We start from the raw sequence: 25,773 nt of genomic DNA on the forward strand, positions 1-25,773 counted from the left end.
TAACTATGGATCTCGATATCCTTCGTCGTTCCCCGCTTTTCGCGACCCTCGATGACGCCGCGTTCAAGCTGCTCACAGACGATATCCAAGAAATTGATTTGTCCCGCAACGCCGTGCTCTTCTACGAGGGTGACCAGGGCGACCAGCTCTTCGCCGTGCTCTCCGGCAAGGTCAAGCTTGGGCGCACCGCCGCAGACGGGCGCGAAAACATGGTCGCGCTCATGGGACCCGGTGACGTCTTCGGCGAAATGGCGCTCTTCGACCCATCGCCCCGCTCCACCAACGCCGTAGCGGTCTCCGAAACACGCCTGGCCGCTATCAAGCACGAATCCTTCAAACGTGCACAGCGGCAGGACCCCAGCATCTCCGACCAGGTTATCAAGACTCTGGCACGCCGCCTGCGCCACTCCAACGAAGCGCTGGCAGACCTCGTCTTCTCCGACGTCCCCGGTCGCCTCGCCAAGGCTCTCCTCGACCTTGCAGACCGCTTTGGGCGCCCCGCAACCGACGGCATCCTCGTTGCCCACGAACTCACCCAGGAAGAGCTGGCACAGCTTGTCGGTGCATCCCGCGAGACCGTTAATAAGGCACTGGCAGAGTTCGTCTCCCGCGGCTGGATTCGCCTAGAGGCTCGCGCAGTCGTGATTCTCGATTTGCCGCGACTGCGCCAACGCTCGCGCTAAGCTCTCTGACAGCGCGCAAAGTCTTCGTACGAAACCGCATCCGATACGTCGTGTTATTCAACGATTTCGGATGCGGTTTTTGCGTGCTCTGCATCGAATCAGCTCCAAGGCTCAGGAGGATACTCCACACTCGCTTGACAAGGCGACCTGTCATCCCCGGTGCCGCTTCGCTTTGCCGTGGATGACAGCCTTAGGCGCTCGTTGCGGATATCCTCCTGAGCCCAAGCAAGAGTACGGGAAGCCAGACGTTTCCGATGGGATACTCGTCATAAGCGCCTAAGGGTGGATCGCCTCCAGGCGATACGGGTCCCCTTGTAAAGCGAGTGCGGATAACTCTAGCAAGACGAAAGTTCTTATGACATTTATCAAGAATAAGGCGCGATCGCGCTTGCTTAGAATGACGAACGTTGTGTAGAGTGTTTATCACCACGACCGGTTCCGCCTACTACTTTGATAGTTAGGTCCAGGGCCGGTCTTCATCATGCAGAGGGTACTCATGGGCGAGGACATCAAAGAATTTAAAACTTACAATGAGCAAGTAGATATCCTAGTCAGACGTGGTATGGACATAGGAGATCGCGACGAAGCGATATTTTTGCTTCAGCAGGTTAGTTATTATCGTTTGAGCGGTTATTGCTACCCGTTTCGAGAGTTTAAAAATAGCAGCCGTGCAGATACTTTCTTTCCAGGTACGCGGTTGAGAGATGTAGTTGACTTATATAGATTTGATTCTCGACTTCGTACTGCAACATTTACAGCCCTTACACCTATTGAGCTTGCAATACGTGCGCATCTTGGTCATGAACTAGGGCGTCTCGACCCTTTGATTCACCTTGATCCTTACAAGCTAGGGGCTACCGCTCGTAGTACTAAGTATGAATACTGGCGTAGACGTTATGAACATGAGCTTAAATCATCACGTGAAGACTTTGTTAAACACCACAAACAGAAATATGGCGGGAAGCTCCCAGTATGGGCTGCCACGGAGATTATGGACTGGGGAAGCTTGACCTATCTTTACGAGCTTTCACCCACTAGCGTGCAGAATACTATATCTAGTCAGTGCGACCTCACTGCGCCTCAATTGCGTAGCTGGCTTAAGGCTCTTAACATCGTGCGGAATATCTGCGCTCATCATGGGCGCCTTCTCACATCTAGTTAGCAACGTAGACGTGCTGCCGGTTCAGATCCTCACGTTCGGCAATATCGAGCAACGCAGTCGCCATATCCGCTGGAGTAATCATCCAGCCGCGTCGAAGCGGCATGTTGGCATCTAGCCGATAAGAGCCTTTAGCTTTCATCGGCTGAATGCGAGGGGCACGCACCGCCGTCCACTGCGCAGTGCTTTCCCACAAAACCACATCCATACGCCGCATATCATCGTAGGTCGCGCCCAAAAAGTGCTGCAGCAGCGGCAACACCACCCAGAGCTTGAAGAGCCCTTGATGAGCCCAATGTTCGGCGACCTCCGAAGAGATCACGACCAAACGTGATACCCCATGCTCTTGCATGGCGTCCAGAAGATTCTTTGTCCCGGCAGAGTAAAGGGTTGTCGGGGTTTTCGAGGTGCCAATCCCTACGGTACTAATGACCGCATCTACGCCTTGAAGCCAGGGTTTGAGGGCCTGAGCATCAAGAATATCTACAGCGCCCGTGGTTAGGTTCGGGTGTTCAAGCTGAAGATTCTGCGGATTCCGGGCAAGTGCAACTACCTCATGACCACGCGCAAGCGCCTGTTCCACGACCAAACGACCCACGTTTCCGGTAGCACCAGATACTAAAATTTTCATAGTTTTCGACTTTTGTTAGGGAATAGTGACCACAAGTTTACCGCGCACATGTCCCGTGCCCAGTTCCTTATAACCGTCACGGATGGAATCAAGCTTGAACGGGTACACATGCGCTAAGGTCACGTCAATATCTCCCGATGCCACCAGATCGGCGACTTCTTTCAGGTCACCGGGCTGAGCATGCCGCGCCCCCGTAAACTGCGCGCCCTTCATCATCGCCTTCGGTGTAGGAATCAGCGTGCCCATAGCGGACCCTTTCAGGCCGAGCTCTGCCCCTAATGGGATATAGTCCCCGCCGTAGCAGTCAAGTATTTTCGTAACCGGGGCTGGGGCCGCCTTGAGAATACGCTCCTTCAAACCATCGCCATAAGCAACCGGAATAGCCCCCAGAGAGCGCACAAACTCCGCGTTTTTCTCCGATGCGATACCGATAACTGTTGCTCCCCGATGCACCGCAAGCTGAACCGCCACGGCTCCCACACCGCCGGATGCGGCACTGATAACCAGCACATCCTCGGGTTTCAGATCGATTGCACGGAACGCCCCGCATGCGCTCTCCCCGGCGACGCCCAAGGCTGCGGCAACCTCAAAGTTCAGGTTCTCAGGTTTCGCAACAATATTCTGGGCAGAAGTCACCAGCTTCTCAGCCAGGGAGCCTTCCGTCACGCCGGAGCCGGGAGCGCTGCGCAGGGTTCCCAGTACCGCGTCCCCCACAGCAACATTGTTCACACCGGGGCCGAGGGCATCTATCACGCCTGAAAAATCACGCCCCACGCCCTTCGGAAAACGTGCGGGGCCGCGGCCAAACCACCAGGACGGGTGACGCAAACGGTTGCTAGTCTCTGCGACACGAAGCGGCTTATACCCCTCAAAGGTTTTCAGATCTATGGGGTTCAGTCCAACCGCTTTAACCGTCACACGGACTTCATCTTCGCCCGGCGTAGGCTCGTCTGTCTCAACCATTTCTAGGACGCTGGGATCGCCATAGGCGTTGTACTGAATTTTGCGAATCATGAGATTTCTCCTTTTACTGTAACTATCTGCCTACAACAAAGGCCGGATTCTCCACACATTGCGGAAAATCCGGCCTTCCAAGTTTTATGAGGGGGCAACAGAGGTCGACCTGAGTGGACCGACTGTGCCAAGCGTTCCTGTTTTAGACGACACCGGCACAACTTCGGTAAACGAAAGCATACACGCGCCGTCGTTCTTCACGAGCACGGGTTTCTTCACCTCAACGGTACGACGCTTTGCCAGCCACGATACCCCGGTTTCTGAGGCGGCGAGCGACTCAAGCATGCACATCACGGCGGGAGTCACCAGTTCCTCAAGGGTCTTACCCACCGTATTCGGCTGCCCGATACGATCCCCCAGTTCCGAAGTATCCTTACTCTCCATGAGCGTGCGCACATTCACCCAGCTGCCCCACACACCCTTGCCTTCCAGCAGCTTGGCGTTCTGCCCCACAGGAACAACCGTGGTGAAATAGGCGATGTCGTAGCGTTTATGGAAGAAGTCTGGCGACTGCCAACGCGATACCGGGCGCAACAGGTCTGTGCGCAGTTTCAGCCCGCATGAGGTTAGGAACTGCCCGAAGCTCTTGTCTTGATCGGCGATTGCCTCACGCTGACTCATCTGTTCTTCACCCGCGCCGCTCTCGGCGACGTTCTGCCCGTCCTCACCGGCAAGAAGCAGACCGGTCTCTTCAAAGGACTCGCGAATAGCAGCGATCACGGTGCGGCGCGCGCAGGTTACATTTTTGAATTTGAACTTGGCAGACCATTCATCGGGGGTCGGACCATACCAGGGGGTTGCGTCGTCGTCGCCGGGGGTCACGGTACCGCCCGGAAAAGCGACAACGCCCAAGGGTGAAGACCCCGGACGGTAGGTCAGAATGGTTTCAAGACCGTCTTCGCCGTCACGCACAAAGATGACTGATGCCGCTTGGCGAAGCGAGCATGCCCCCGCATCCTCACCGCCTTCGGATACCCATGTTTCGGCGGCAGTGCGCATAAACTCCGGGATTTTATAAAGACGCTGAATCTGTTCGGTGCGTGCGGCAGGTGCAGAAGACCGCCCGGTAAAGATGCGCGGCTTCCGTTCTTCACCAACCACCGGAACTACTCCGGTGTACAGCTTCTGAGAAGGTGTCGTAGTCATGATCCTGAGAATATTAGACGTACTCGACGATGATTTCAACCTCAACGGGAGAGTCCAACGGAAGCACCGGAACACCGACCGCCGAGCGGGCGTGCGTACCAGCCTCGCCAAAGATCTCACCCAACAGCTCAGAGGCGCCATTGATCACCCCGGGCTGACCGGTAAATTCCGGGTCAGATGCCACGAATCCCACAACTTTCACGACCTTCTTCACCCGATCAAGATCGCCGATAACGGACTTCACGGCGGCAAGCGCATTCAGCACTGCAATAGCGGCGTACTTCTTGGCATCCTGAGGGGTCACAAATGTTGAGTCACCCGAATCCGAGACTTTACCGGTGGCGGGCAGCTGACCGCTGACGAATGGAAGCTGCCCGGAGGTATAAACATAATTCCCGCTCACCACGGCGGGTACATAGGCGGCGACAGGGGCTGCGACTTCGGGAAGCTGGTAGCCGAGTTCACGAATGCTCAGTTCGTAACGGGATTCAGTCATGGAGTTCTCCAGGGATGTGGTTGGTGGCACGTGCGCCGCATATATGTAGTGTTGTGTAGAAGCATATCGCAAAAGGAACGCTAAACCCGGCAACCGGAGGATTCAGGTTACCGGGCGTGGTGCAAGGCTTTAGCCTTCAACTTTCTCGCGTTTGAGGTAGGCAATGGGGTTACCCTGGGTGGGTGCCACCATGTTGCCTGCAGGGGTCGGTCCGCTGGGTGCGGGTGCACCGGGCAGAACCGCAACAAGTTCCCACCCTTCCTCACCGTAGTTATCGAGGATTGCCTTGGTGGTGTGCACGATCAACGGCACAGTCAAATATTCCCATTTCTTCATAGCTCTAGGGTAGTCCTGTTCCCCGGCTCGAACAAGGTCATTGCGCTCTATTGCAGGTTCAACGCTCTAGGCGTAACAAAGGGGCAGAACGTGACGCCGAACGGTCACCTCGTGCACCGGGTACGCCGGTCAGCCCCGCACAGAGTACATAACCCGCGAAATGACGCGGATTTTCGGGGCATAGATCCAGTGTTTTCACGGTATAGCCAAGGAAGTACATCCGGCGCGTTGCCCGCGAAGACGGGAAACCGGCAAGTTAAACCTAGAGTTTAACCCTTTTGAGGGATGCGTTCTCAGGTGTATCCGCTAAACTGAATGAATGGCTTCACGAAAAAAATCGCGCGCGCAACGGCGTCGCCCCAGTGACTTTTTGCAGTTTGTGGCGTTCAGTATCATTGCCGGGTTCTTGGTAGCAATTATCGTGGTACCCCCGGCGGTAGGTGTTGGCATGGTCGCTAATGCCTCAATGACGTGGTTCCAGGATCTTCCGGAAGACATTTCAGAAGGCCCCTTCTCACGCCCATCGACTCTGTACGCCTCTGATGGTAAGACCGAGCTTGCGACCTTCTTCGAGGAAAACCGCACAGAGGTTAAGCTCGATCAGATGTCACCGCATATGCGTGATGCCATTATCTCGGTGGAAGACCGCGACTTCTACAACCACGGTGCCGTATCAGCTATCGGCATTGGTCGTGCGTTCGCGAATAACTTCCTGAACCCGAAGAAACGTCAGGGTGCATCGACACTCACACAGCAGTACGTGAACAACCTGATCGTTGATTCCGATGTGCAGCGCGGCGCAGACCCCACAACCCTAGGCGGGAATAAAGGGTATCTCGATAAGATCAAAGAGATGAAGCTCGCTATCTCGATGGAGCAGAACAAGTCTAAAGACGAGATTCTTGAGGGCTATCTGAACATCGTGAACTTGGGCGGTACCAACTACGGTGTTGAGGCGGCGGCCCAATACTACTGGGGTATTTCCGCGAAGGATCTTTCGGTAGCCCAATCGGCCCTTCTCGCGGGTCTGGTGCAGTCACCGAACACCTATGACCCAACAACCCACCCCGATCTGGCGCGTGAACGCCGCGATGTGGTGCTTGGCACCATGCTTCGTGACGGTAAGATTTCACAGCAAGAATACGATGAAGCCATTGCATCGCCTATTAAGCTCAATGTTCATCCGCCTGAGAAGGGCTGCTCTGTTGCGGGCGAAAGCTCATTCTTCTGTAACTACGTGGTGAACTATGTTGCGCTCGACGAATCTTTCGGGGCAACTCCCGAGGAACGTTTGAACCTGCTCAACCGCGGCGGTTTTAAGCTTGTGAGTACTCTGAACCCCGAAGCGCAGAAGATCGCTAAACAGTCTGTGGAGGCCGTTCAGCCTGGTTCCACCAACACCAACAACGTGAACGCCGCTTTGACCAGTGTGGAGCCTGGCAGCGGTCGCGTGGTGGCGATGGCTCAGAACGCCGAATGGGGTAAACCCAAGGATGCGAATGACCACTCGCAAACCCAGTTCAACTTCAACGTAGATTCGCTCTATGGCGGCACCCCCGGATTCCAGCCGGGCTCAACCTTCAAGCCCGTGGTGCTGTCCCAGTGGATTAACTCTGGTCGAGGTGTGAACGCCCAAATCGATGGTACGGCCCTATCCTACCCAAGCAGCTTTGGGTGGAACGCCCGCTGTGTGGAGGGCGGTAAGTACTACTACCGCGACTCCGCTAACGGCTGGTCCTTCAAGAACGCGGTTCCGGGATACCAGAGCTGGGGTACGGTCGCCTACGGTATTCGCGTTTCGGCTAACTCCTACCTGTACTCGATGGTCAGTAAACTCGACCTCTGCGATATCAGCGATATGGCAAATAAGCTGCACCTGCACGACGGTCTGGGTCAGCAGCTGTACGATCCGGGTCTGCTCAGTGCAAACATTGGTGGTACCAGGTACGGTGCTACCCCGCTGACCATGGCGAGCGCATACGCAACTTTCGCGAGCGAAGGTAAGTACTGTGAGCCGCGCCCACTTGAGAAGATTACTAAGAGTGACGGTTCGCCCATGAAGACTTACGAGTCTAAGTGTGAGCAGGCGATCAGCCCGGATATTGCTAACGGTGTGAGCTACGTGCTCAAGGGCGTGCTTGCCTCCGGAGGTTCAGCGCCTAAGCGCGCTATCGGTCTGCCGGATGCTTCCGCCGCGAAGACCGGTACGAACGATAACTCCTCGCAGACTTGGATGGTTGGTTACACCCGCGGCCTGGCAACTGCTTCATGGGTGGGCAGTAACGACTTGGGTTACCGCTCGATGAACGGTATTGCGATTAACGGTCGCGTGCTGGAGTACGTGGACGGTGCGACCTATGCGGGTGCCCAGTGGCAGCAGTTCATGCAGGCCATGGCACCGAAGTACAACACCGAGAAGTTTACTGAGCCCCCGGCATCGGTGACGTCAACAAACGTCAACGGTAACTAAGAGGGCGTACTGAAGAAAGGCACACGATGTGTGAGAGCGCATCCGGTGCCCGCGCATCCGTGGCGGCTTCTGAAGCGGCACGTGGTTCGCACTTCACACAGAGTATGGTGAAGTTTGCGGCTGCGGGGCTTGCTTTGGGGGCCGCCACGGCGGCGTATGGGCGCTTCGTCGAATTGAATAATTTTCAGGTGCGCGAGGAAACTCTCGCGGTGCTTCCGGTGGGGTCGCCAAACTTTAGGATTCTGCATATCTCGGATATGCATATGATTCCTGGGCAGAGGGCGAAGACCGAGTTCATGCATTCTTTGGCGGGCCTGAACCCGGATTTGGTGGTGAATACGGGCGATAACCTCTCGCATGTGGGCGGGCTTGATCCTCTCCTAGAGGCACTTGACCCTCTCCTGGATTTTCCGGGGGTTTTCGTGCCTGGCTCGAACTGCTATTTTGCCCCGGTGCTGAAGAATCCTGCACGGTATCTGTGGCAGGCGCGCACGCCTCAGGAGATTGAGGAGGGGTCGCGTGTGCCGCTTCCGATTGAGCGTATGCATGACGCCTTTGAGTCGCGCGGCTGGGTAGGGCTTATTAACCGGTACGACGGCATCACGTTGGGTGGGCTGCGCCTGGAATTTTCGGGGGTGGATGATCCGCATCTGCGTTACGATGCGCATCCGGGGTTCTCACCGCAAGCGTTTGAGTCTTCGGACGTGCCGCGTATTCGTGTGGGTGTTGCCCATGCACCGTATATGCGCACTCTGCACAGATTTGTGCAGGATGGTGCCGAACTTATTTTTGCCGGTCACACGCACGGCGGGCAGGTGTGTCTGCCGGGCGGTCGTGCGCTCGTGAGTAACTGTGATTTGCCGCCTTCGCGCGCGAAGGGTGTGAGCTATCAGGACGATGTTCCGGTGCAGGTTTCGGCGGGGCTGGGGACCTCACGGTTCGCGCCTGTGCGACTCTTCTGTCCCCCGGAGGCGGTGCTCGTCACCCTCACGGCTAAGGACGGGTAGGTTTTTTTCCTTTATATCCGTGAGCAGGTGGTTTTTGACCGAGCAGGTAGTATTTTCCTACCTGCTCGGTCAAAAGCTACCTGCTCGCGGGTTAAGACGTAAGAGAACGGGTTAAGCTCACCGATAAGAACGGGACGCTCAGCGCAGAACCGTAGCGGGTGCATCCGGGGTGCCCCTCTATAATTAAGAGCACTAACGCTCACACCTTGTAGAAACGTTGAACCGCATCTAAGCAGGAGGAATCGAGCACGACCCGCACACACGCCCTTGGCACTTCTCGACGACGCAATCCCTTCCTGGAAACCGCCCCGGAGCCTATTCCCGCACCTGTGAATTACGATGCGGGCGAGCGCGCGCCCCTCAAGTTCCTGCCGTATATTGCCCCGATTCGGTGGCGCTGGGCTATCGGCATGCTGGTCGCTGTTGGTGCGGCGATTCTCGAAATTTCTATTCCGCAGATGCTTCGGTTCATTGTCGATGAGCTTGTGCAGAATACGATCGAGGCGGGAGTCTGGATTGGCGGCGGATTAGTACTTTTGATTGGTGTAGGAAACGCATCGTTGGCGTATTGGCGGCGGTGGCTGATCGTGGATCCTACCTCCACGCTTGAAATCCGCATGCGCATGAACTTTTTTGACCGGATTTTGCGGGCGCCGCTGAGCGTTCTTGACCGGTGGTCTTCCGGGCAGCTGCTCACCCGTTCCATGAGCGATTTGAGTACGATTCGCCGGTGGCTTTCGTTTGCGCTGGTGCAGATGACGTCGGTTGTGGTCATGTTCGTAACGGGCGGGTATTTTATGGTGACCGCATCCGCCCCGCTTGCGGTTATTTTTGTGGTGGCTATTCCGGTGCTGGTGCTGTCACTCATCAGCTATGTGCGCAAATATGAGGCATACACCCGCGAGATTCAGCGGCTCACCAGCGATCTTTCGACCCGCATTGAGGAGTCTGTGCGCGGTATTCGGGTGGTGAAAGCGCTGGGCCGCTCCCCCGAGCAGATTACCGAGTACACCCGCGATGCCGAACATTTGAATGAGGTGGAGCATCGCCGTGCCATGTTGGTGGCGCGCGTGGGGTTTTATCAGCGCGTGATTGTGGGGGCGGTGACGATGCTCGCCCTGCTGGTGGGCGCGCCGCAGGTGGCATCGGGTAGTCTTTCTTTGGGCGCGATGACCGCCTATTTTGCGGTGCTGACGGTGGTGTTGGGGCATGTGCTCCGTTCGACCGCGCTGATGGCATCATATTTGAACTACCGGGTGGCGTTTGAGCGTCACGTTGAGGTGATGTCGGATCCCGGCGATGAACAGGTACGACTAGTTGAGGAGGAGACCGTGGCTTATCCTTCGGGTGGCGCAATTTCTGTGGCGTGTGAGGCGGTGAGCTTTAGCTATGCCGAGCAGGCAAGCGCTGTAGATTCTGACTCTGGTTCGGAAGCTCGCACACACGCAGATTCCGCTGAGAATCAAGCGCGCACGGCTGAGGTTCCTGAGGAGCATTCCGGGCAGGATGGGGCTTCAACGGATCACGCCGAGCAGAGCGGTTTGGGCGGTTTTCTGGCGAAGATTCTAGGTTTTGCCAAGGGTCCGCAGGATCACCAGGACAGCGCCGGTTCCGCGCAGGAGTCAGACCCCGCAGCGTTCCCGGAGTTACAGGCTGATATGCAGGATCCAAGCCCCGAGCCTACGGAGCAGGAACGCGAGTTTGCGCGTGCGCAGCAGAAGGCTGCAACCTCCAAAACCCCGTCGGTACTTCACGATATTACGTTTAAGGCTTTTGCGGGCGAGATTCTGGCGCTCGTGGGGGCTACCGGCAGCGGAAAATCGACAATTCTCAACCTGATTCCGCGGTTCTATGAGCCCTCTTCGGGAAAAATTCTGCTGGGTGGTCACGATGCCGCCGATATGCCGCTGCCTGAGGTACGCGCGCAAATGGCCTCTGTTTTTGAGGAGGCCGTGCTGTTCTCGGGGTCGGTGCGTGAGAACATCCTGTTAGGGGTGCACGATCTTAGCTCTTCTGAGGAGGCGGATCAGCGTGTGCGCGCCGCCCTCACGATCGCGGCCTGCGATTTCGTGGACGACCTTCCCGAAGGGGTCAATACCATTATTGGCGAAGAGGGGTTGAGCCTCTCGGGTGGTCAGCGTCAGCGGCTTTCTTTGGCGCGTGCCCTGGCGGTTCGCCCGAGCGTGCTGCTGCTTGATGATCCGTTCTCGGCGCTGGACGTTCACACGGAAGAGAAGATTATTGAGGCGCTGCGCACCGGCCACGAAGGACTGGGCGGGGCTACCACCCTGCTGACCGCGCATCGTCCTTCAACGGTGGCGCTTGCCGACCGGGTGCTGCTGCTGGAGGATGGCCGTATTACCGCCCAAGGCACCCACACCGAGCTTATGAAGCTGCCACAGTATCGCCGCCTAATGAGTGTGCAGGACGAGGATTAATGCCCAAGCGTCTCGTGCCGAATTCCGACGAACGCACGAACCTGACCCCCGAAGAGCGGCGGCAGGCTCGGGAACGTTCGTACCGTCTACTGCGCGAGATTTTGCGCCCGCATCGACTGTCCCTGGCGATTTCGGTGGCGGCGGTAATACTTGGGGCGATCGCATCCGCCGTGCAGCCCTGGCTGATTGCGCGCGTGCTCGATACCGCGATTGAACCGCTCACCCGCGGCGACAGCGCCCCGCTTATATTCTTCGTAGTGCTTTTTGGGGCGACCGTGCTCGCTAACGGCACCCTGACCTGGGTGAATGTGGTGTATACGGTGAGGGTTTCGCTGGGTGTGCTGTTGAGCCTGCGCACGCGCGTGTTCCAGCATTCGCAGTCGCTGAGCGTCTCGTTCCACGAGTCATATACATCGGGCCGCGTAATTTCGCGGCTGACAAGTGATATTGATACGATCCGCACCTTCTTAGACAGCGGTATCAGTCAGCTTGCCACAACCCTGTTGGGGATTGCGTTCTCGGTAATCGCCATTTTCCTGTTGGATTGGCGCATCGGGCTGCTTCTGGTGGCTATGACGGTTCCCATCTGGCTGATAACCCGCTGGTTCCGCACCCGATCAGAGACCGCGTTCCGTGCCATGCGTAATGAATCTGCCCAGCTGACAAGCCGTTTTGTTGAAACCTACACCGGTATTCGAGCTATCAAGGGTTTCGGTGCAGAGGCGGATGCGCGCGCATCGTACGCACGCAACGCCGAGCGGTACCGGGTGGCGGTCATGGATTCCATCAAGCTCTTCGGCATCTACTCCCCCGTGCTGATTCTGCTGGGCAATATTTTTGTGGCGGCGGCGCTTGTGATTGGTGGGTATGCGGTGCTCGGCGGCACCATGCAGGTGGGCACCCTGCTTGCGCTCATTATTTACGCGAACCGGGTGTTTGAGCCGATTATGACGCTCTCCGAGTTTTATAACGTACTCCAGTCGGCGTTTTCGGCGTTGGAGAAGGTTTCCGGGTTCTTAGCCGAAAAACCGCAGATTCAAGACCCGCAGCATCCGGTAAGCCTGCCGCAGTCCCCCTCCACGCCGGCGAGCACCGAGAGTTCGGCAGAGGCAGCCCCGCTGGGTGAGATCGTTCTTGAGGATGCCGCATTCGGTTACACTGCAGGTCAGCACGCGCTCATGCCTACGTCGCTGAGGATTACACCGGGGCAGACGGTGGCGCTCGTGGGTGAAACCGGTGCCGGAAAGTCTACGATTGCCAAATTAATTGCCCGTTTCTATGACGTTGATACCGGCAGGGTGCTTCTCGACGGCGTGGATGTACGTTCCCTGACCGATCAGGAGCTGCGCCGAAACGTCGTTATGCTCACCCAGGAAGTCTTTCTGTTCTCAACCTCGATTGCCGAGAACATTCGTTTGGGCAACCCGCAGGCGACCGACGACCAGGTGCGCCGGGCGGCGCAGGCTGTCGGCGCGGATGAGTTTATTCAGACCCTCCCGCAGGGGTACGGCACGATGCTCGGGCGCGGCGGTGTGAACCTTTCGACCGGGCAGCGTCAGCTTGTGTCTTTTGCCCGCGTTTTCTTGGCAAATCCGCGGGTACTGATTTTGGATGAGGCTACCGCATCCTTGGATATTCCCAGCGAGCGGGCGGTGCAGCGGGCGCTCAATGCCCTGTTGGCGGGGCGTACCGCCGTGGTGATTGCGCATCGTCTTTCGACCGTGCTGAGTGCGGACCGGGTGCTGGTTGTTTCTGCGGGGTCTATTGTTGAGGATGGTTCACCGCAGGAGCTGATTGCCGCCGGTGGCGAGTTTGCCGCAATGTACACCTCGTGGGAGGATGCGCGGCAGGATTCAGACTCCCCCAGTGCCTAACTCTTATGCGCACGTTTATCTATTGTGATACGTGCATGAGAGCCCTAAACGTCATAGTTCTTAGCTGTAACCGCCTGAGTAGACACGGCAAAGTTTTTTGTGGATGATAAAGGTGTCTTGCCGCTTCGTAGAGCGCGCAGATACTCATTCACTTAAACCCTTATAACCTCATGGAGGAAAATATGTCACGCAATGATGCGAGGAGGTTTCTGGCTCAGGGCACCGCTTCTGCACTCACTCTTGCTCTTGGTCTGACCTTTGCCGCTCAGCCTGCTTTTGCGGAGACTGCGAAGGCGGCGGATCCTGCGCCGAGCGCATCCGCAGCCCCCGGCGCACCGGCGGCTGAGGCGAACCCTGGACTCTCGGTAGATCCGACTCCTGCGGCGCCTGTAGTCGCACCGGCTCCGAGTGACGGCCCGTCTCCGGAGGCACCCGCACCCGCGCCGAGCGAAAAGCCAGCGGCGGTAGTCTTCAAGGATGTTCCCCAGACCCACATGTTCTATCAGGAGATCACCTGGCTGGGACAGACCGGTATTTCGACGGGTTGGCCCGATGGCACTTTCCGCCCGTCCCAGAATATTGAGCGCGCCGCAATTGCCGCATACTTCTACCGGATGGCTGGCTCACCCGATGTTGTTCTGCCCAAGCAGTCGCCGTTCACCGACGTTGCTCCGAGCGATCCCTTCTACAAGGAGATCGTGTGGATGCATCAGCAGCACATCACGACCGGCTGGTCGGATGGTACCTTCCGCCCGCACGATTCCGTTACTCGTGAGGCTCTGGCGGCGTTCTTCTACCGTGCCGCCAATATGAACGACGATGTGGCACCGACTCAGGCGCCCTTTACGGATGTTCCCTCGAAGAGCCCGTTCCACCGCGAAATCGCGTGGTTCAAGGCCCAGAAGATCACGACCGGCTGGCCCGACGGCACTTTCCGCCCGCATGAGCCTGTTACTCGTGAAGCGACTGCCGCGTTTGTGTTCCGCTTCGCCAAGATCTAAGCGGATAATCTTGTACAGTCGCTGCGGGAAATGTTGAGCGTTTCTCTCCGGTGTTGCGTGTGCTTCCGCGTTTTTAGTGTGTCAAGCAGAAGGCGGAAGCACACGCACAAGACACCGCACTTACTCCCCTGGAAACTCAGGGTTTACAGGTTTTTGAGAGGGCTTATTCGTGTTGCTTTCCCCGGGTTCTTCGGCTATTATTGATGAGTTGCCTGCGGGTTGTCCGACAGGTTAACACCGGGATGTGGCGCAGCTTGGTAGCGCGCGTCGTTCGGGACGACGAGGTCGCAGGTTCAAATCCTGTCATCCCGACCAATTCTAAACCCCCTGAGAGTAATCTTCAGGGGGTTTACTGTATGTGCCTTCTGCTCGGATCACCCATTGGGTCGAGTCAAATGTCTAAATATCCAATACACGAAGCAACTCGCGCGGCGGAATTACGCCGTCCTCAATGTAGGCGCGGAAGATAGGCGCCGCCTGCTCACCCGTGAAAACCTCTTCGGGGTGCACTTGAGCGGGCATACGGTTACCAACCCATGTGATGGTTGTCCACGCATCGGGGTCGGTCACAGGTTTGCGGGCCACCGTGTACTGTTCATACGAACCATCTTCGGCAGCCACCCTAATTTCCACCGTCATCGCATGCGTGGAACCGGCACACTGTATATAGTTGCCGTGCGCCACCGAATCCTGGGGAACGTCATCAACATGGTTCACGCCTTCAGGCAGAGCCCACACCACCAGGGCGAAGCGTTTGTCACCCTCCAAAAAGTCGGGATCAGTGAGGCGCTGCTCGGTATCGTCGGCGAAAGACTGCGGAGTCTGGGGGACATCGAATCCGTTATATTCAGTCTTCCCCACCACCCTGTACGCAAAGTACGTCACGGACTTATTCCTCTCTCACGTGTTCTTCAGTAGGCACCAGAGTATCGAAGAGAAACCGTGCGTGCTAGCATATTCGTCACTTCGCCGGGCTAACCCCGCCCACTCATGAGGGCGAGCGCCTATGCGCAGCACGTAGTGGCCCCACTGAGAACCTCGTTCTGACGCTGGAGTATCTGCGTGACAAGCATGCCCTGGACAGCGACACAAAATGCAGCAGTTTGAGCTGTCGTTGGTAGACCGCGTCTACTCGGCAGAGCAGGATTGAGCTGGAGAGTCTGGGGAGAACCCAGTGTGTTGGCGACTTTAAAGTGATGAGTTGCATCAGCTGCCGAGAAGTCGGTGGGCGAGCACGCTCACCACCTCGTCAGGGTTGACAGTTTCATCCACGGGAACGGTGAGATGATCAAGAAGCAGTCCGTCGAGGGCGTAGTGGAAAAGCGTGATGTCCGCCGGCCGACCGGGTAGGCCCATCTTCTCGTTGAACTCGATATCGGCTTGAAGCCCTGCTCGCCGCCAGGTGGTGAGCGCCTCCGCGACGCGCGGGCGGCGGGTGGCTTCGAGCCGCAGCTCGAAGAGCGCTATCGCAGCATCACGGTTGTCTGTCAGCCGGTGGACAATGTCGCGCAAGTACTCGGTGAATAGCTCAACGCCGGGAGGTCGCTGGGCAAGGTCAGCGTGGATGTCGGGGTCCGGCTGCAGACGTTCACTAATACGGAGCAGGATCGCATCGATGATTTCATCGCGCGAGGCAAAGTAGTTCGAGGCTGTACCTCTGGGTGCTTTCGCCTCGGCGTCGATCGCCCGATGCGTCAGACCGCGTGAGCCTTGTTGAGCGAGTACTCGTACAGCAGCGTCGGAGAGCAGTGTGCGTCGTTCAGCATTACGGACCATGTGATCATGCTATCGCATGTACTACTGATATCGTGGTAAAGTCATGTTAACCACGACAAAAGTAGTGATTGGAGATATGATGCGTGAACTGATTTACTACGTCGCCGTGTCTATCGATGGCTACATCGCCGCACCGGACGGCAGTTACGATGCCTTCCCCGTTGAAGGGGATCACATGGCTGTCTACTTGAGTGACTTCGCCGATGCGCTCCCCGCCCATGTACTCGCGGCACTCGACATGCATCCGCCGGGTAATCGCTTCGACACGGTCATTCAAGGGCGAGCAAGTTATGACATTGCGCGGGCGGCCGGTATTGAACGACCCTATGCGCACCTGAGCGAGTTCGTCGCAACACGCTCGGAGACAGCCCCGCCAGCTGGCGTGACATTCACCGCTGACGCGCTCGCGACTGTGCGTGAGCTGAAGCAGCAAGAGGGGCTTGCGATCTATCTCTGCGGTGGTGGAAATCTTGCAGGAGAGCTGCTGCCCGAGATCGACCGCCTCATTCTCAAACGCAATCCCGTCGTCCTTGGTGATGGTGTCCGACTGTTCGGTAATGCTGGTACCGTCATACAGAACTTTGATCTGGTGAGTTGTCGAAGCTTTGAATCCGGCGTTGTGATAGAGGAATACGCCCGCACTGTCCGACAGTAGTCCGTTACGTGCCTATCCGTTGCTGGGTTCGGGAACTTTCCAGCCGTTCACGAATCCGGAAGTGGTTCGGAGAGGGAGGAGGTAGAATCATTCTGCTTCTTGCGATACAGGTTGCCGATGCAGCAAATCAGCCAGCGCAGTGAGACATCACGATCAGGAGTGGTGAGAATTGCTATTGGATCCGTGAGCCAGCGTGAATAGCCCACATTCCATGTGTCATTGGTTGCCCAGAAGCAGGCGTCGTTGATGTTTCGCCTGCAAGGAAAACTCACAAGTCCTTTGTTGCCTTGAACGTGAATCTCAGCCTCACGCAAGGCTGTGATCAACCTGCTAAGATAATCCGTCATGTCCTATCAAAGTTTTCATGCATTTACAGCTTTGGCGGTTGTGGCTGAAGTCTTGGGAAAGCAGATTTCTTGAGGGTCGTCCTTGTGACTTAATCTCGCGGAATACCGAGTTCGGGGATATGAAGATTCATGTCCCCGGAATCGTGCTCCAATTCTGGTGTTCTGCCGGGGTAGCGCCAGGCCTGGTATGTGAACTTCCCCATGACCGACCTACTGAAGAAGCCCAAGAAGGCACGCCGAAGCCGAGCATTCTAGAGCTGTGAGGCGAAAACGCCTGACTCATGACGCTTAGTGTGCGGGGTGCGCGGTGTTTCTCGGACCGGGGGAGTTTTTCTTCCCCGGAGTCGGCATGTTGACGCCTCCTCGTCGTAGCCACAGGACACCGGTAACCAGCACCATTAGCATGATGAACAGCCCGATCGCGAAACTGGTCACCATCCCCCAGTCGGTGGCACGGTGCACGACGTCGGCAAGAAGGCTGCGCCCGGCACCGGGAGCACTAGCCGTCGTACGCAGTCCCTGTCCTGAGCGCACGCTGCTGACAAGCTCCTGCGCACCCACCGGCCACTGATCACGCACCACGTGCTCGCTCGCGCCACCGAACCCCACGCCGGAGACAGCCACGCCGAGTACCACACCGATCTGCCTCATCGCAGCGGACAGCCCAGAGGCCGCACCTGCGTCATCACCCTCGAAGGAGGCAACCGCCAGCTCGTTGACTACGGTCCCGGCAGCGCCAACCGCAATGCCTGCCAGGATCAGACCCGGCAGGAGCGCCACCCAGGTCGATGAGCCGTACAACAGTACCCATGACATCAGCGCCGCGCACCCGACGACAAGGATCCCCAGCAGCCTGGCCGACGGCGCCCAGCGCCTATTACCGCCACGAAACAGCCACGCCCCCGCGATGGCACAGAGACTGAACGGGAGGAAGCAGAGTCCGGCCTGCAGGGGTGACAACAGGTAGATATTCTGCGCATACAGCGACAGCCAGGGCATCTGCCCCACCAGACCAGCCTGGACGGCAAAGCCGGTCAGGATACTCACCACATAGAGCCGGTCAGTCAGCAGGCGTCCCGGAACCATAGGTGAGTCCGAGCGCCGCTCGACGGCCATGAACAAACCCATCGCGGCCAGTCCGACGGCAACGCCACCAAGTGTGCGCGCACTGGTCCACCCCCATGCCGACCCCTCCAGCAGGACGACCGTCACGCCCCCGGCGGCAAGGACTGCCAGCAGCGTTCCGGGCCAGTCCATGTCTGAACCTCTGCGATCCGCGCCGTGATCCTTCACATACCACGACGCCAACCAGGACACCACCCCCACAGGGACGTTAATCCAAAAGATAGAGCGCCACCCGGCGACTAGGACCAGACCGCCGCCTGCCAGTGGCCCCACTGCGATAGCCACCCCTGAGATGAGCCCGTAAATCCCGGTAGCTCGTGCCCGCTCGCGTCCGGCGGCATAGCGATCAGAGATCATCGGCACGCCGACGCCCAAGAAGATCGCCCCACCGACCGCCTGAAGAGCCCGGAAAACGTTGAGTACGACCATCGAAGGGGCCAACGCGCACACGGCCGACCCCACCGTGAACAGGATCAGCCCCCATCGGAACAATCGCAGCCGCCCCAGACTTCCGCTCAAAGTCGCCGCTGACATCAGCAACGCTCCCAACGGCAACGTGTAAGCGTCCACTACCCACTGCAACTCACTCTGCGACCCACCAAGACTCTGCCCGATATCACCCAGTGCCACCGACACCACCGTGATATCCAGGACGTTCATGAAACTCACCGTGCAGACGAGCACAAGCGCTAGAACGCGGCTATCCCTTAAATCTGTAATTTCGCGACTACCGGACTCTACTGCAGTTCCCATATACCATCAACTCACTCGTCGTTCTCTCCAACGTCTAACCGACTGATTAGGTCCTCCAAACCTGTCCGGACAATCTTTCCAGAGACAGTCGTCGGCAAGCTGCCCGCCGGAACCACCCGCATATCAGCAACATACAAACCATATCTTTGCGCCACGCTACGCGCGATTCCGGATCGCAACATGCTGCCAACCTCATCATCACTGTCCCGAACAAGACCTGGAACACCCGTGCTATCGCCTATCTCAATCACCTCCTCCACGAAGCAATAGATAAGGTCCTCCGTATTTTGGAACACGACAAACCGCCGCCCACGCAGGATTGGCAAGTCCCTTCGCAAAGACTTCTCAATATCGTTCGGGAAATAGTTCTCCCCCCCCCTCACAATCATCATATCTTTGATGCGCCCAGTCACATACAGCTGCCCCCCCCCCGCAGCCTCAGCCTTCTCGGCTTTCTTCCTAGCCCGACGCTCCCACTTCTCCGCCTCCTTGTGATAAGCAGTCGCCTTGACCGCCATCCACTCCGGAACCCACTGCGGATCCCGAGGAAACTGATCCAACTCAAACGCAGCATCCTTTTCCCTGCGAAGACGAGGCCCTATGATTGGTTCGCGCATCCAGCCACACTCCTGATGCAGCACCCCGTCAGCAGCCTCCATCCACAAGTGCGACCACAACCACGCACCCCACTTCGACGCGTCAAGCAGCCCCGTGCCATCGAGCAGATGCAGCGCGATGCCACCGACCGTACTGTCGAGGAACGTCACCGCCACCTCCAGTCCTCGCGCGCCCTGACTCAAGACCGCGGCCCACACTATGGCGGGTCGTCCCTGGACAGGTGACCGCAGCACCAGTGTGCTCGTAGATTCCGAACTCATAGGTGTATAGTCATATAGGTGTGTGGTAGACTATATGACATGGAATTGAAGCACGCAATCCTTGGGCTGCTGTCGATCCGTTCCGCAAGTGGTTACGACCTGGCACGTGCGTTCGCAAGTTCGGTAGCGCACTTCTGGCACGCCGACCGATCGCAGATCTATCGGACGCTGGATCGGCTGAGCGGGGCGGGGGCGATCACGACAGAGGTGGTGCGACAGGACGGCAAGCCCGACCGCAAGGTGCACTCCCTGACCGACGCCGGGCGCGCGGAGCTGACGGACTGGCTGTCGTCTCCGGTGGAGGAGGACCTTCCCAAGGAGCCGTTCCTCGCCCGGCTGTTCTTTGCCGCCCTGATCGGCCGGGAAGGGGTGGAGAGGATGCTTGATGAGCGGGAGCGTCAGATGAACGAGGCGTTGACCACGTTATCCTCGATCACGATCAGGTCCGATGACCTGATGGGGCTGTTGCAGACGGCGACCCTGCGCAATGGCTTGGTCCACGCCGAGGCCGAACGGGAGTGGCTGCGCGAGACACGCCAGCTGCTCGGACTCGCCGAGTCGACCAAGAACTCTCAGGAGTGACCGTGACCAGGAAGAGCCCTACCAGCACGTACTCGACCGAGCATGGCCCACGATCTGAGGAGCGAATGATGGATACCGCGACTCCGCCTCTGACTGTCGATGCCCGGCACCTGGTCAAGCGATACAGGAGCAAGACGGCGGTCGACCCCGGACCACTGCATCCTTGCGCATATCCTCGCAATGCAGTGGCTCAACGAGAGGAAACCGCATGACCGCCATCGCTCTTGTCGTCGCGCTCGCGCTGCTGGCGGCGCTCGCCATCATGCAGATCCTCGCCGCGTCGGGCCTCCCCTTAGGTCATTTCGGGTGGGGCGGCCAGCACCGCGTTCTGCCGCGCGGGCTCCGCGTCGCCAGTGTGGCGTCGGTGCTGGTGTACGCAGGGTTGGCGGCCCTGCTGCTCAGCCGCGCGGGCGTTCTCCCGGCCGGAGACAGTACAGCGGTGATCGTCTTGACCTGGGTGGTGTTCGCGTTCTTCGCCGCGAGCGTGGCGCTCAACGCGATCTCGCGCAGCCCCGCCGAACGCTGGACGATGGCACCGACCAGCCTCCTGCTGGCAGCAGCAACGCTCGTCATCGCCCTGGGCGGAAGGTAACGGTGTGCTCGTAGTGGCCTCGCTGTATCGGCGTCCATCCAGATGAATCGAGGCGTTCGACGTCTTGTGGGTCAAGGGCGCGTGTGGTCAGTCTGTGCGACCGAGGCTGAGGTTGTCGGGGTCTGGGCTGAAGATCTTCTCCTCGATCGGTGCATCGAACACTGCCGATAACCGCATGGCGGTCTTCAGCGTCGGCTCGTATCGACCGTTCTCTAGTGAGACGATCGTCTGCCGTGACACGTTGATACATTCGGCGAGGTCGGCTTGGCTCCAGCGACCCACCAAACTGATGACCACCATTACACTTAGTGCCGTATTGCTCTGCCAGATCCTTAGCATGTTGGTTCACCCTTACCTCATTTTTTATCGTTGAGGCAGCGAGTGTCTTTCGGGCCTGTCCGCGCTGCGATGCGAGGACGAGATCTTCGGGACTGTAGACACCGAGTCCAGGTCCTATCCCCGCCCGCTCATGAGGGCGAGCGCCATTTCGAGGGGGCCTCGCTGCTGAATTTTCTCCCACAGGGTGCACAGCATCATCGCCAGCACCCACCATACGAGCAGGAACCCGAACCAGAGCGCATAACTATAGACGCTCCCCTGCTGCGGGGCGCGATAACCTTCACCGGCGACCATCGTCACGAGCCGCCCGCCACCGTAGAATGCCAGCCCCAGCATCACAATGGATGCGCTCAACGACATTCGACCCAGCCGCGCGAACGGTTCCAGCATGCCTTTTCCGGCACTGAGCCGCGCAAGTTCGCCCCAGGTGCAGATGGTTCCCACCACGCCTACGATGGTGAGTATGATCGGCCACGTGAGCGGTCCCAGTTGGGCATGCGGATACACCCACAGGTAGATGCTCATAGCAAGAGAACCCAGCGCCACCGGTGTGCCCAGGCGTGCGCCGAGTTTTTCGTACCCTCGCCACAGCACCATGCCCAAGCCCATAAGCCAAATGAGTTTGAACCCATCCTGAAACATGGTTCCCGCGCTTTCGTTCACGATTGCTGGAATTGTACGATGCAGCCAGTCGTCGGCAGTCCACCCGCCCACGCTCAGCCGCTCGTAAGTGAACGGCACGGCGGGGCTGGCGAGCACGGTCACGGCAAGCTGCACCCAAAACGGCATATATACTAGCCCGATGCTCAGCAGGGTCAGCACGGCTAGGGGCAGAAGCATATCGAAACGGATGGGGAAGTCTTTCCACCCGGAAAAAGCTTGATCCGCAAAGGTGCTGTGTGGAAGTTGGGCGAGAATCCAGCCGAGCACGCAGAACGCCAGAAAACGCACGATGCTGCTCGCAAAAAACTGCGGAAAAGCCACTTTGCGGGAGTATAAATATGCAGCCGCTCCCAGAATCACGGCGAACAGATCCAACGCCTGTGGAAGCATCTGTGAAAGCCAGCTCAAATGTTTGCCGGGCACCAGGTTATGGCTTACGCTCACGGGAATAAGCATGAGCAGAAGCGCAAAAGCGCGAGCGCTGTCTAACCCGGTATCTCGCCGGGTGTTGGTTTCCGGTAGCATGCATCTCCTGCTCGCTCGTGCCTGTGGTGGTGCATTCTACGGTACCGTGTTCTGCGGGCGGTTTCTAGCGGCGCCTGATGCTGTGACGGTTCGTGTTGAGGGTATGCCGCATCACGTGATGTCAAAATGTTTTGCCCCAGCTCAGGGCGCAGATGTGCGGGGGTGGGTGCAAGATACCGGATTGTTGTGTGCGGATTATCCGCTGGCTTCGGAACGTCATGTGATACCTTGGGCAACTGGAGTAGATTTCTTCGCCCGCTGTACTTACGCCCAAACTCATTGAAGCCCCTCCTATGTGAATAACCCGAAGTATCTAAGGTATGCTTTCTTCACTATGAACGTTCTGGATGTTTCTCAGCTTGCCCAGCCCCTCGCCGCCGCGCACACGCATATTCTTGCTACGGGTCCGCACGAGGCGTCCGGGGTTGAGGGTACCGCGCAGTATGTCTCGATTTTCTGGGTGACCTTAGCGGCGCTGCTTTCGCCCATCATGTCGCGGCTAACGGGCAAGCGCATCCCTGATGTGGTGTTCCTGTTAATCTGCGGTGTGCTCATAGGCCCGAACGTGTTGGGGCTGGCATCCGGCAGCGACGGCGGCATTCCGCTACTGAAAGAGCTGGGTTTAGGCATGCTCTTTCTGATTGCCGGGTTTGAGATTAACGTCGATTCGCTGCGTAACCGCCAGGGCAAAAGCGCGATCGCAACCTGGTTTATCTGTTTTGCGCTTGGCGTGCTGGGGGCGGCGCTCATCACCGGTTTCGCCAAGGGTTTTAACACCTATATTGCGGTGGGCATTGCGCTGAGTTCCACGGCTCTAGGCACGCTGCTGCCCATGCTCAAATCGCATGGTGCAGCGGGTACTCGGGTGGGTAATGCGGTGCTGGTGCACGGCGCCGTTGGCGAGCTTTTCCCGATTTTTGCGATGTCGCTGCTGCTCTCCTCGTATTCGCCGGGCTTGGCGATTTTGATTCTGCTGGGGTTCATGGCGATTGCTGTGGTGACGGCGATTATTCCGCATCGTCTTCTGCAGAAAGTGCCCGGCCTGCGCCAGATTATGGCGGTAGAAACTAACACAACCAGTCAGCTCGTGCTGCGTCTTGCTATGTTTCTGCTGGCTACCCTCATTATGTTTACGGCGCTTTTCGGGCTGGATGCGGTGCTCGGCGCCTTCGCTGCGGGTATTATTATGCGTTCGCTCACCCCGGTGGGCGCACTTCACATGATCACGGCACGGTTAGAGACGGTCGGGTTTACGTTCATGATTCCGCTGTTTTTCGTGGTCAGCGGTATGGGGATTAACCCTTCTGTGGTGGCGTCTTCGCCTCTGCTGCTGGCGATGGTGGTTATCGGTATTCTGCTGGTGCGCGGGGTGCCGGTGTTTATTGCGGAGAGGTTCACGAACACGGGTTCGGGGCTGCAGTCGATGAGCGAGAAGGTTGAGTTAGCGCTGTATTCGGCGGCGGGTCTGCCTATTATTGTGGCGGTCACGAGTATCGCCACGAGTTCGGGGCTGCTTGAGAGCTCTACCGCATCGCTTCTGGTGACCGGCGGTGCCCTCACGGTTCTGCTGTTCCCACTGTGGGCTGCAGCCATTAAGCGGGCTTTTAGGTCGCAGACGGCTGAGGCTGAGTCCGGCGTTTCTAAACGTGCCCAGATTGATGCGTTGAAGGCGCACCGCAACGCGACGGTGAAGCTCACAACCGGCATGATTCCGGCTGTGAAACCGACGAAAGAAACGCACAGTCCTCTGCGGGGCAATGACTCTTCGGGGTCCTCCAAAACCCAGAAACCGCCGGAGAACTAGCTGGTTCCCCGGGCTAAGGAAGCGTATTTAGGTGAGGGTTTTGAGGATAGCCCGCGCATGTTTTGCCGTTTGCGAAGATCCTTTAAAACCGCCTAACCACGCGGTCATCTCGAGGCTTAGCTGCGGGGAATCATTCGCGCCGTAAGCACGCACGTATTCCTGCGCATATACTCCCAGGAGCTTCCCCATCCCGTGCTGGGTGCGCTCACAATGCGGCAGCAGACCGCCTAAGAAACGTAGGGTAACGCGCGGGTCTATGGACGCCATATCCTCAAAGGTATGCGCCCACCGGGTGAACATTAGCGCCGGAGCAGCCTGCGAAAACCCTGTAGTGGCGTCTTCGTAGGAGAGTCGAACGTCAAGGTTCTCCGCCAACAGCTCGGCGGCTCCCGCACGGTCTATATGATGCTTTGGCTTGATGCAGCAATTTTGCGGCTGCCACCTGCACCTGCGGATGCGCGTGGTTCAGCCCCGCAACAGATACTTCGGCAACCGGCGCATCACCGACTGTACCGCGCAGAGACGCCAAGAGTTTGAGGATCGCCAGCGCATTCGCCTTGCTCGTCAGCAGTGCGGGGGCGCATCCACGAACGAACTGGTCGGCGTCAAGAAGCCCCGCCCGATGCACCGCCGAAAGCTGTTTGACCGCTAGGGTTACGGTCGTGCCCACCGGCGACCCCAGCAGATTCACGAGTGTATCCTGCCGTTGAGCGGATTCTGCGGCGGTGGGTTTGAGCGCGGCATACATGCGGGAGAACCACCCGGCGCGGTAGGCGGCAAAGTCCCGCGCTAACGATGCCAGGCACACATCCAGCAGATGTTCCCGGGGAATCAGCCCCTCGGCGGAAGCATCAAGCAGTTCTCTCTGCCAGGTGTTTCTGAACGTATTTTTATCTACCGTCGCGAGCGACCTTTCGGGGGTTCCCTCGACGGTGAACAGGTGCCACAGCAGCTCGTCACGAAATTGCCGGTCGTGGCGCAGTAGACTCTGCCGAAGCGAAACGTTCAAGTTCATAAGCGCCAGAAAATAGTCGTCGTCATGGTTCAGCTGCAGCCCATCGTAGAGCTCGGCTAACCGAAAGAACCCCTGATCGCACCAGTGAGGTGCGGGACTGGCCAGTCGTTCAACTTCCTCGCGGAACCCGCCCGCGCGTAGGCTGCCGTAATTCTCGGCTTTGTACAGGGCATATACCTGTTCGGGGCCTTTGTCCGCGAGAAGCTGGGGTAAGTCCTGGATGAATTTCTTATAGGAGGTGCGAAGATCCATATCATTGCTCATCTGCTGCTCCTGTAGGTTTGACACAAGGCGTTGCTCGTTCTGCGTTTATGGTTCATTGTAGGGATTTTCCCGCGTCGATGCGTTCGCTGCGGCCACACCGTCCGAAGTTCGTGGTCCCCCCTCCCATGCCAGAAACCCGCACGATTATAGGGACGGTGTTACCTGCGAGATTCCGGGTTTTAGACGGTATATGACGTCCC

27 protein-coding genes and 1 tRNA gene are annotated in these 25,773 nt (G+C 58.0%); 14 read left to right on the top strand and 14 right to left on the bottom strand.

Annotated features, from left to right (window positions below; all coding sequences use genetic code 11):
• Nucleotides 1–5: 5 nt before the first annotated feature.
• Nucleotides 6–683, top strand: a complete 678-nt coding sequence (locus tag HMPREF3016_RS05560) for a Crp/Fnr family transcriptional regulator (protein ID WP_004005489.1) — start codon at nucleotides 6–8, stop codon at nucleotides 681–683.
• Nucleotides 684–1,179: 496 nt separating this feature from the next.
• Nucleotides 1,180–1,845, top strand: a complete 666-nt coding sequence (locus HMPREF3016_RS05565) for an Abi family protein (RefSeq protein WP_246828476.1) — start codon at nucleotides 1,180–1,182, stop codon at nucleotides 1,843–1,845.
• Here the strand turns inward: HMPREF3016_RS05565 and HMPREF3016_RS05570 are convergent.
• The 5 genes from HMPREF3016_RS05570 to HMPREF3016_RS05590 form a co-directional block, all read right to left on the bottom strand.
• The gene (locus tag HMPREF3016_RS05570; RefSeq protein ID WP_070740790.1) at nucleotides 1,838–2,473 is read right to left on the bottom strand and encodes an NAD(P)-dependent oxidoreductase; all 636 of its coding nucleotides are present in this window, start codon (nucleotides 2,471–2,473) and stop codon (nucleotides 1,838–1,840) included. The two genes, HMPREF3016_RS05565 and HMPREF3016_RS05570, sit on opposite strands and share 8 nt — an antisense overlap.
• Before the next feature lie 15 nt (nucleotides 2,474–2,488).
• The gene (locus HMPREF3016_RS05575) at nucleotides 2,489–3,487 is read right to left on the bottom strand and encodes an NADP-dependent oxidoreductase (RefSeq protein WP_070740793.1); all 999 of its coding nucleotides are present in this window, start codon (nucleotides 3,485–3,487) and stop codon (nucleotides 2,489–2,491) included.
• An 84-nt stretch (nucleotides 3,488–3,571) separates the two neighbouring features.
• The gene (locus HMPREF3016_RS05580; RefSeq protein WP_070740796.1) at nucleotides 3,572–4,633 is read right to left on the bottom strand and encodes an NUDIX hydrolase; all 1,062 of its coding nucleotides are present in this window, start codon (nucleotides 4,631–4,633) and stop codon (nucleotides 3,572–3,574) included.
• A 13-nt stretch (nucleotides 4,634–4,646) separates the two neighbouring features.
• A complete protein-coding gene (locus tag HMPREF3016_RS05585; RefSeq protein ID WP_013397767.1) occupies nucleotides 4,647–5,129 on the bottom strand; it encodes a RidA family protein in 483 nt (160 codons plus the stop codon).
• Nucleotides 5,130–5,258: 129 nt separating this feature from the next.
• Entirely contained in the window at nucleotides 5,259–5,465 is a 207-nt protein-coding gene (locus HMPREF3016_RS05590; RefSeq protein WP_048754236.1) for a DUF4177 domain-containing protein, read from the bottom strand.
• Between the two features lie 319 nt (nucleotides 5,466–5,784).
• Between HMPREF3016_RS05590 and HMPREF3016_RS05595 the strand changes: the two genes are divergently transcribed.
• From HMPREF3016_RS05595 to HMPREF3016_RS05620, 6 genes are all read left to right on the top strand, one after another.
• Nucleotides 5,785–7,935: a transglycosylase domain-containing protein gene (locus tag HMPREF3016_RS05595; RefSeq protein ID WP_048751234.1), complete on the top strand. Its 2,151-nt coding sequence runs from the start codon at nucleotides 5,785–5,787 to the stop codon at nucleotides 7,933–7,935.
• 26 nt (nucleotides 7,936–7,961) lie between these two features.
• Entirely contained in the window at nucleotides 7,962–8,942 is a 981-nt protein-coding gene (locus HMPREF3016_RS05600) for a metallophosphoesterase (protein WP_070740799.1), read from the top strand.
• Between the two features lie 329 nt (nucleotides 8,943–9,271).
• Nucleotides 9,272–11,380: an ABC transporter ATP-binding protein gene (locus tag HMPREF3016_RS05605; RefSeq protein WP_070740802.1), complete on the top strand. Its 2,109-nt coding sequence runs from the start codon at nucleotides 9,272–9,274 to the stop codon at nucleotides 11,378–11,380.
• Nucleotides 11,380–13,254 carry an ABC transporter ATP-binding protein gene (locus HMPREF3016_RS05610; RefSeq protein WP_070740805.1) on the top strand — a complete coding sequence of 625 codons (1,875 nt, stop codon included), beginning with the start codon at nucleotides 11,380–11,382 and terminating at the stop codon, nucleotides 13,252–13,254. The genes HMPREF3016_RS05605 and HMPREF3016_RS05610 overlap by 1 nt, the downstream gene beginning before the upstream one ends.
• 182 nt (nucleotides 13,255–13,436) lie before the next feature.
• Nucleotides 13,437–14,255, top strand: coding sequence for an S-layer homology domain-containing protein (locus HMPREF3016_RS05615; RefSeq protein ID WP_246828477.1), 819 nt, complete (start codon nucleotides 13,437–13,439; stop codon nucleotides 14,253–14,255).
• A gap of 238 nt (nucleotides 14,256–14,493) precedes the next feature.
• Nucleotides 14,494–14,570 (top strand) — tRNA-Pro (locus HMPREF3016_RS05620).
• Nucleotides 14,571–14,654: 84 nt separating this feature from the next.
• Here the strand turns inward: HMPREF3016_RS05620 and HMPREF3016_RS05625 are convergent.
• Complete coding sequence (locus tag HMPREF3016_RS05625; RefSeq protein ID WP_070740811.1) at nucleotides 14,655–15,140, bottom strand: NTP pyrophosphohydrolase; 486 nt, start codon at nucleotides 15,138–15,140, stop codon at nucleotides 14,655–14,657.
• Nucleotides 15,141–15,461: 321 nt separating this feature from the next.
• Nucleotides 15,462–16,031: a TetR/AcrR family transcriptional regulator gene (locus tag HMPREF3016_RS05630; RefSeq protein WP_070740814.1), complete on the bottom strand. Its 570-nt coding sequence runs from the start codon at nucleotides 16,029–16,031 to the stop codon at nucleotides 15,462–15,464.
• 43 nt (nucleotides 16,032–16,074) lie between these two features.
• Between HMPREF3016_RS05630 and HMPREF3016_RS05635 the strand changes: the two genes are divergently transcribed.
• Nucleotides 16,075–16,686, top strand: a complete 612-nt coding sequence (locus HMPREF3016_RS05635; RefSeq protein ID WP_246828478.1) for a dihydrofolate reductase family protein — start codon at nucleotides 16,075–16,077, stop codon at nucleotides 16,684–16,686.
• A gap of 47 nt (nucleotides 16,687–16,733) precedes the next feature.
• Here HMPREF3016_RS05635 and HMPREF3016_RS11115 read toward each other — a convergent pair whose 3' ends face one another.
• The gene (locus HMPREF3016_RS11115) at nucleotides 16,734–17,033 is read right to left on the bottom strand and encodes a hypothetical protein (protein WP_210399785.1); all 300 of its coding nucleotides are present in this window, start codon (nucleotides 17,031–17,033) and stop codon (nucleotides 16,734–16,736) included.
• Nucleotides 17,034–17,050: 17 nt separating this feature from the next.
• Here HMPREF3016_RS11115 and HMPREF3016_RS10965 point away from each other — a divergent pair, with 17 nt between their 5' ends.
• Nucleotides 17,051–17,296: a hypothetical protein gene (locus HMPREF3016_RS10965; RefSeq protein ID WP_141755789.1), complete on the top strand. Its 246-nt coding sequence runs from the start codon at nucleotides 17,051–17,053 to the stop codon at nucleotides 17,294–17,296.
• 25 nt (nucleotides 17,297–17,321) lie between these two features.
• Here the strand turns inward: HMPREF3016_RS10965 and HMPREF3016_RS05640 are convergent, their stop codons facing one another.
• Nucleotides 17,322–18,911 carry an MFS transporter gene (locus HMPREF3016_RS05640; RefSeq protein WP_083313690.1) on the bottom strand — a complete coding sequence of 530 codons (1,590 nt, stop codon included), beginning with the start codon at nucleotides 18,909–18,911 and terminating at the stop codon, nucleotides 17,322–17,324.
• Between the two features lie 11 nt (nucleotides 18,912–18,922).
• Nucleotides 18,923–19,684, bottom strand: coding sequence for a hypothetical protein (locus HMPREF3016_RS11120; protein ID WP_210399787.1), 762 nt, complete (start codon nucleotides 19,682–19,684; stop codon nucleotides 18,923–18,925).
• A gap of 144 nt (nucleotides 19,685–19,828) precedes the next feature.
• Here HMPREF3016_RS11120 and HMPREF3016_RS05650 point away from each other — a divergent pair, with 144 nt between their 5' ends.
• Both HMPREF3016_RS05650 and HMPREF3016_RS05655 read left to right on the top strand, forming a co-directional pair.
• Nucleotides 19,829–20,371 carry a PadR family transcriptional regulator gene (locus HMPREF3016_RS05650; RefSeq protein WP_070740820.1) on the top strand — a complete coding sequence of 181 codons (543 nt, stop codon included), beginning with the start codon at nucleotides 19,829–19,831 and terminating at the stop codon, nucleotides 20,369–20,371.
• Nucleotides 20,372–20,579: 208 nt separating this feature from the next.
• A complete protein-coding gene (locus HMPREF3016_RS05655) occupies nucleotides 20,580–20,963 on the top strand; it encodes a hypothetical protein (RefSeq protein ID WP_070740823.1) in 384 nt (127 codons plus the stop codon).
• Between the two features lie 87 nt (nucleotides 20,964–21,050).
• Here HMPREF3016_RS05655 and HMPREF3016_RS05660 read toward each other — a convergent pair whose 3' ends face one another.
• Nucleotides 21,051–21,263, bottom strand: a complete 213-nt coding sequence (locus tag HMPREF3016_RS05660) for a helix-turn-helix transcriptional regulator (RefSeq protein ID WP_070741129.1) — start codon at nucleotides 21,261–21,263, stop codon at nucleotides 21,051–21,053.
• Nucleotides 21,264–21,416: 153 nt separating this feature from the next.
• Nucleotides 21,417–22,490: a DUF418 domain-containing protein gene (locus HMPREF3016_RS05665; RefSeq protein WP_070740826.1), complete on the bottom strand. Its 1,074-nt coding sequence runs from the start codon at nucleotides 22,488–22,490 to the stop codon at nucleotides 21,417–21,419.
• Here HMPREF3016_RS05665 and HMPREF3016_RS10970 point away from each other — a divergent pair.
• Both HMPREF3016_RS10970 and HMPREF3016_RS05670 read left to right on the top strand, forming a co-directional pair.
• Entirely contained in the window at nucleotides 22,489–22,773 is a 285-nt protein-coding gene (locus HMPREF3016_RS10970) for a hypothetical protein (protein ID WP_141744112.1), read from the top strand. The genes HMPREF3016_RS05665 and HMPREF3016_RS10970 overlap by 2 nt on opposite strands.
• 51 nt (nucleotides 22,774–22,824) lie before the next feature.
• The gene (locus tag HMPREF3016_RS05670; RefSeq protein WP_070740829.1) at nucleotides 22,825–24,294 is read left to right on the top strand and encodes a cation:proton antiporter; all 1,470 of its coding nucleotides are present in this window, start codon (nucleotides 22,825–22,827) and stop codon (nucleotides 24,292–24,294) included.
• Nucleotides 24,295–24,321: 27 nt separating this feature from the next.
• On the opposite strand, the gene HMPREF3016_RS11300 is transcribed toward HMPREF3016_RS05670, so the two are convergent.
• Nucleotides 24,322–24,669 carry a hypothetical protein gene (locus HMPREF3016_RS11300; RefSeq protein WP_246828479.1) on the bottom strand — a complete coding sequence of 116 codons (348 nt, stop codon included), beginning with the start codon at nucleotides 24,667–24,669 and terminating at the stop codon, nucleotides 24,322–24,324.
• A complete protein-coding gene (locus HMPREF3016_RS05675; protein WP_246828480.1) occupies nucleotides 24,653–25,573 on the bottom strand; it encodes a DUF6493 family protein in 921 nt (306 codons plus the stop codon). Before HMPREF3016_RS05675 ends, HMPREF3016_RS11300 begins: the two co-directional genes overlap by 17 nt.
• Nucleotides 25,574–25,773: the final 200 nt, after the last annotated feature.

Source organism: Rothia sp. HMSC065D02 (assembly GCF_001815285.1).
Taxonomy (GTDB): Bacteria; Actinomycetota; Actinomycetes; order Actinomycetales; family Micrococcaceae; genus Rothia; species Rothia dentocariosa.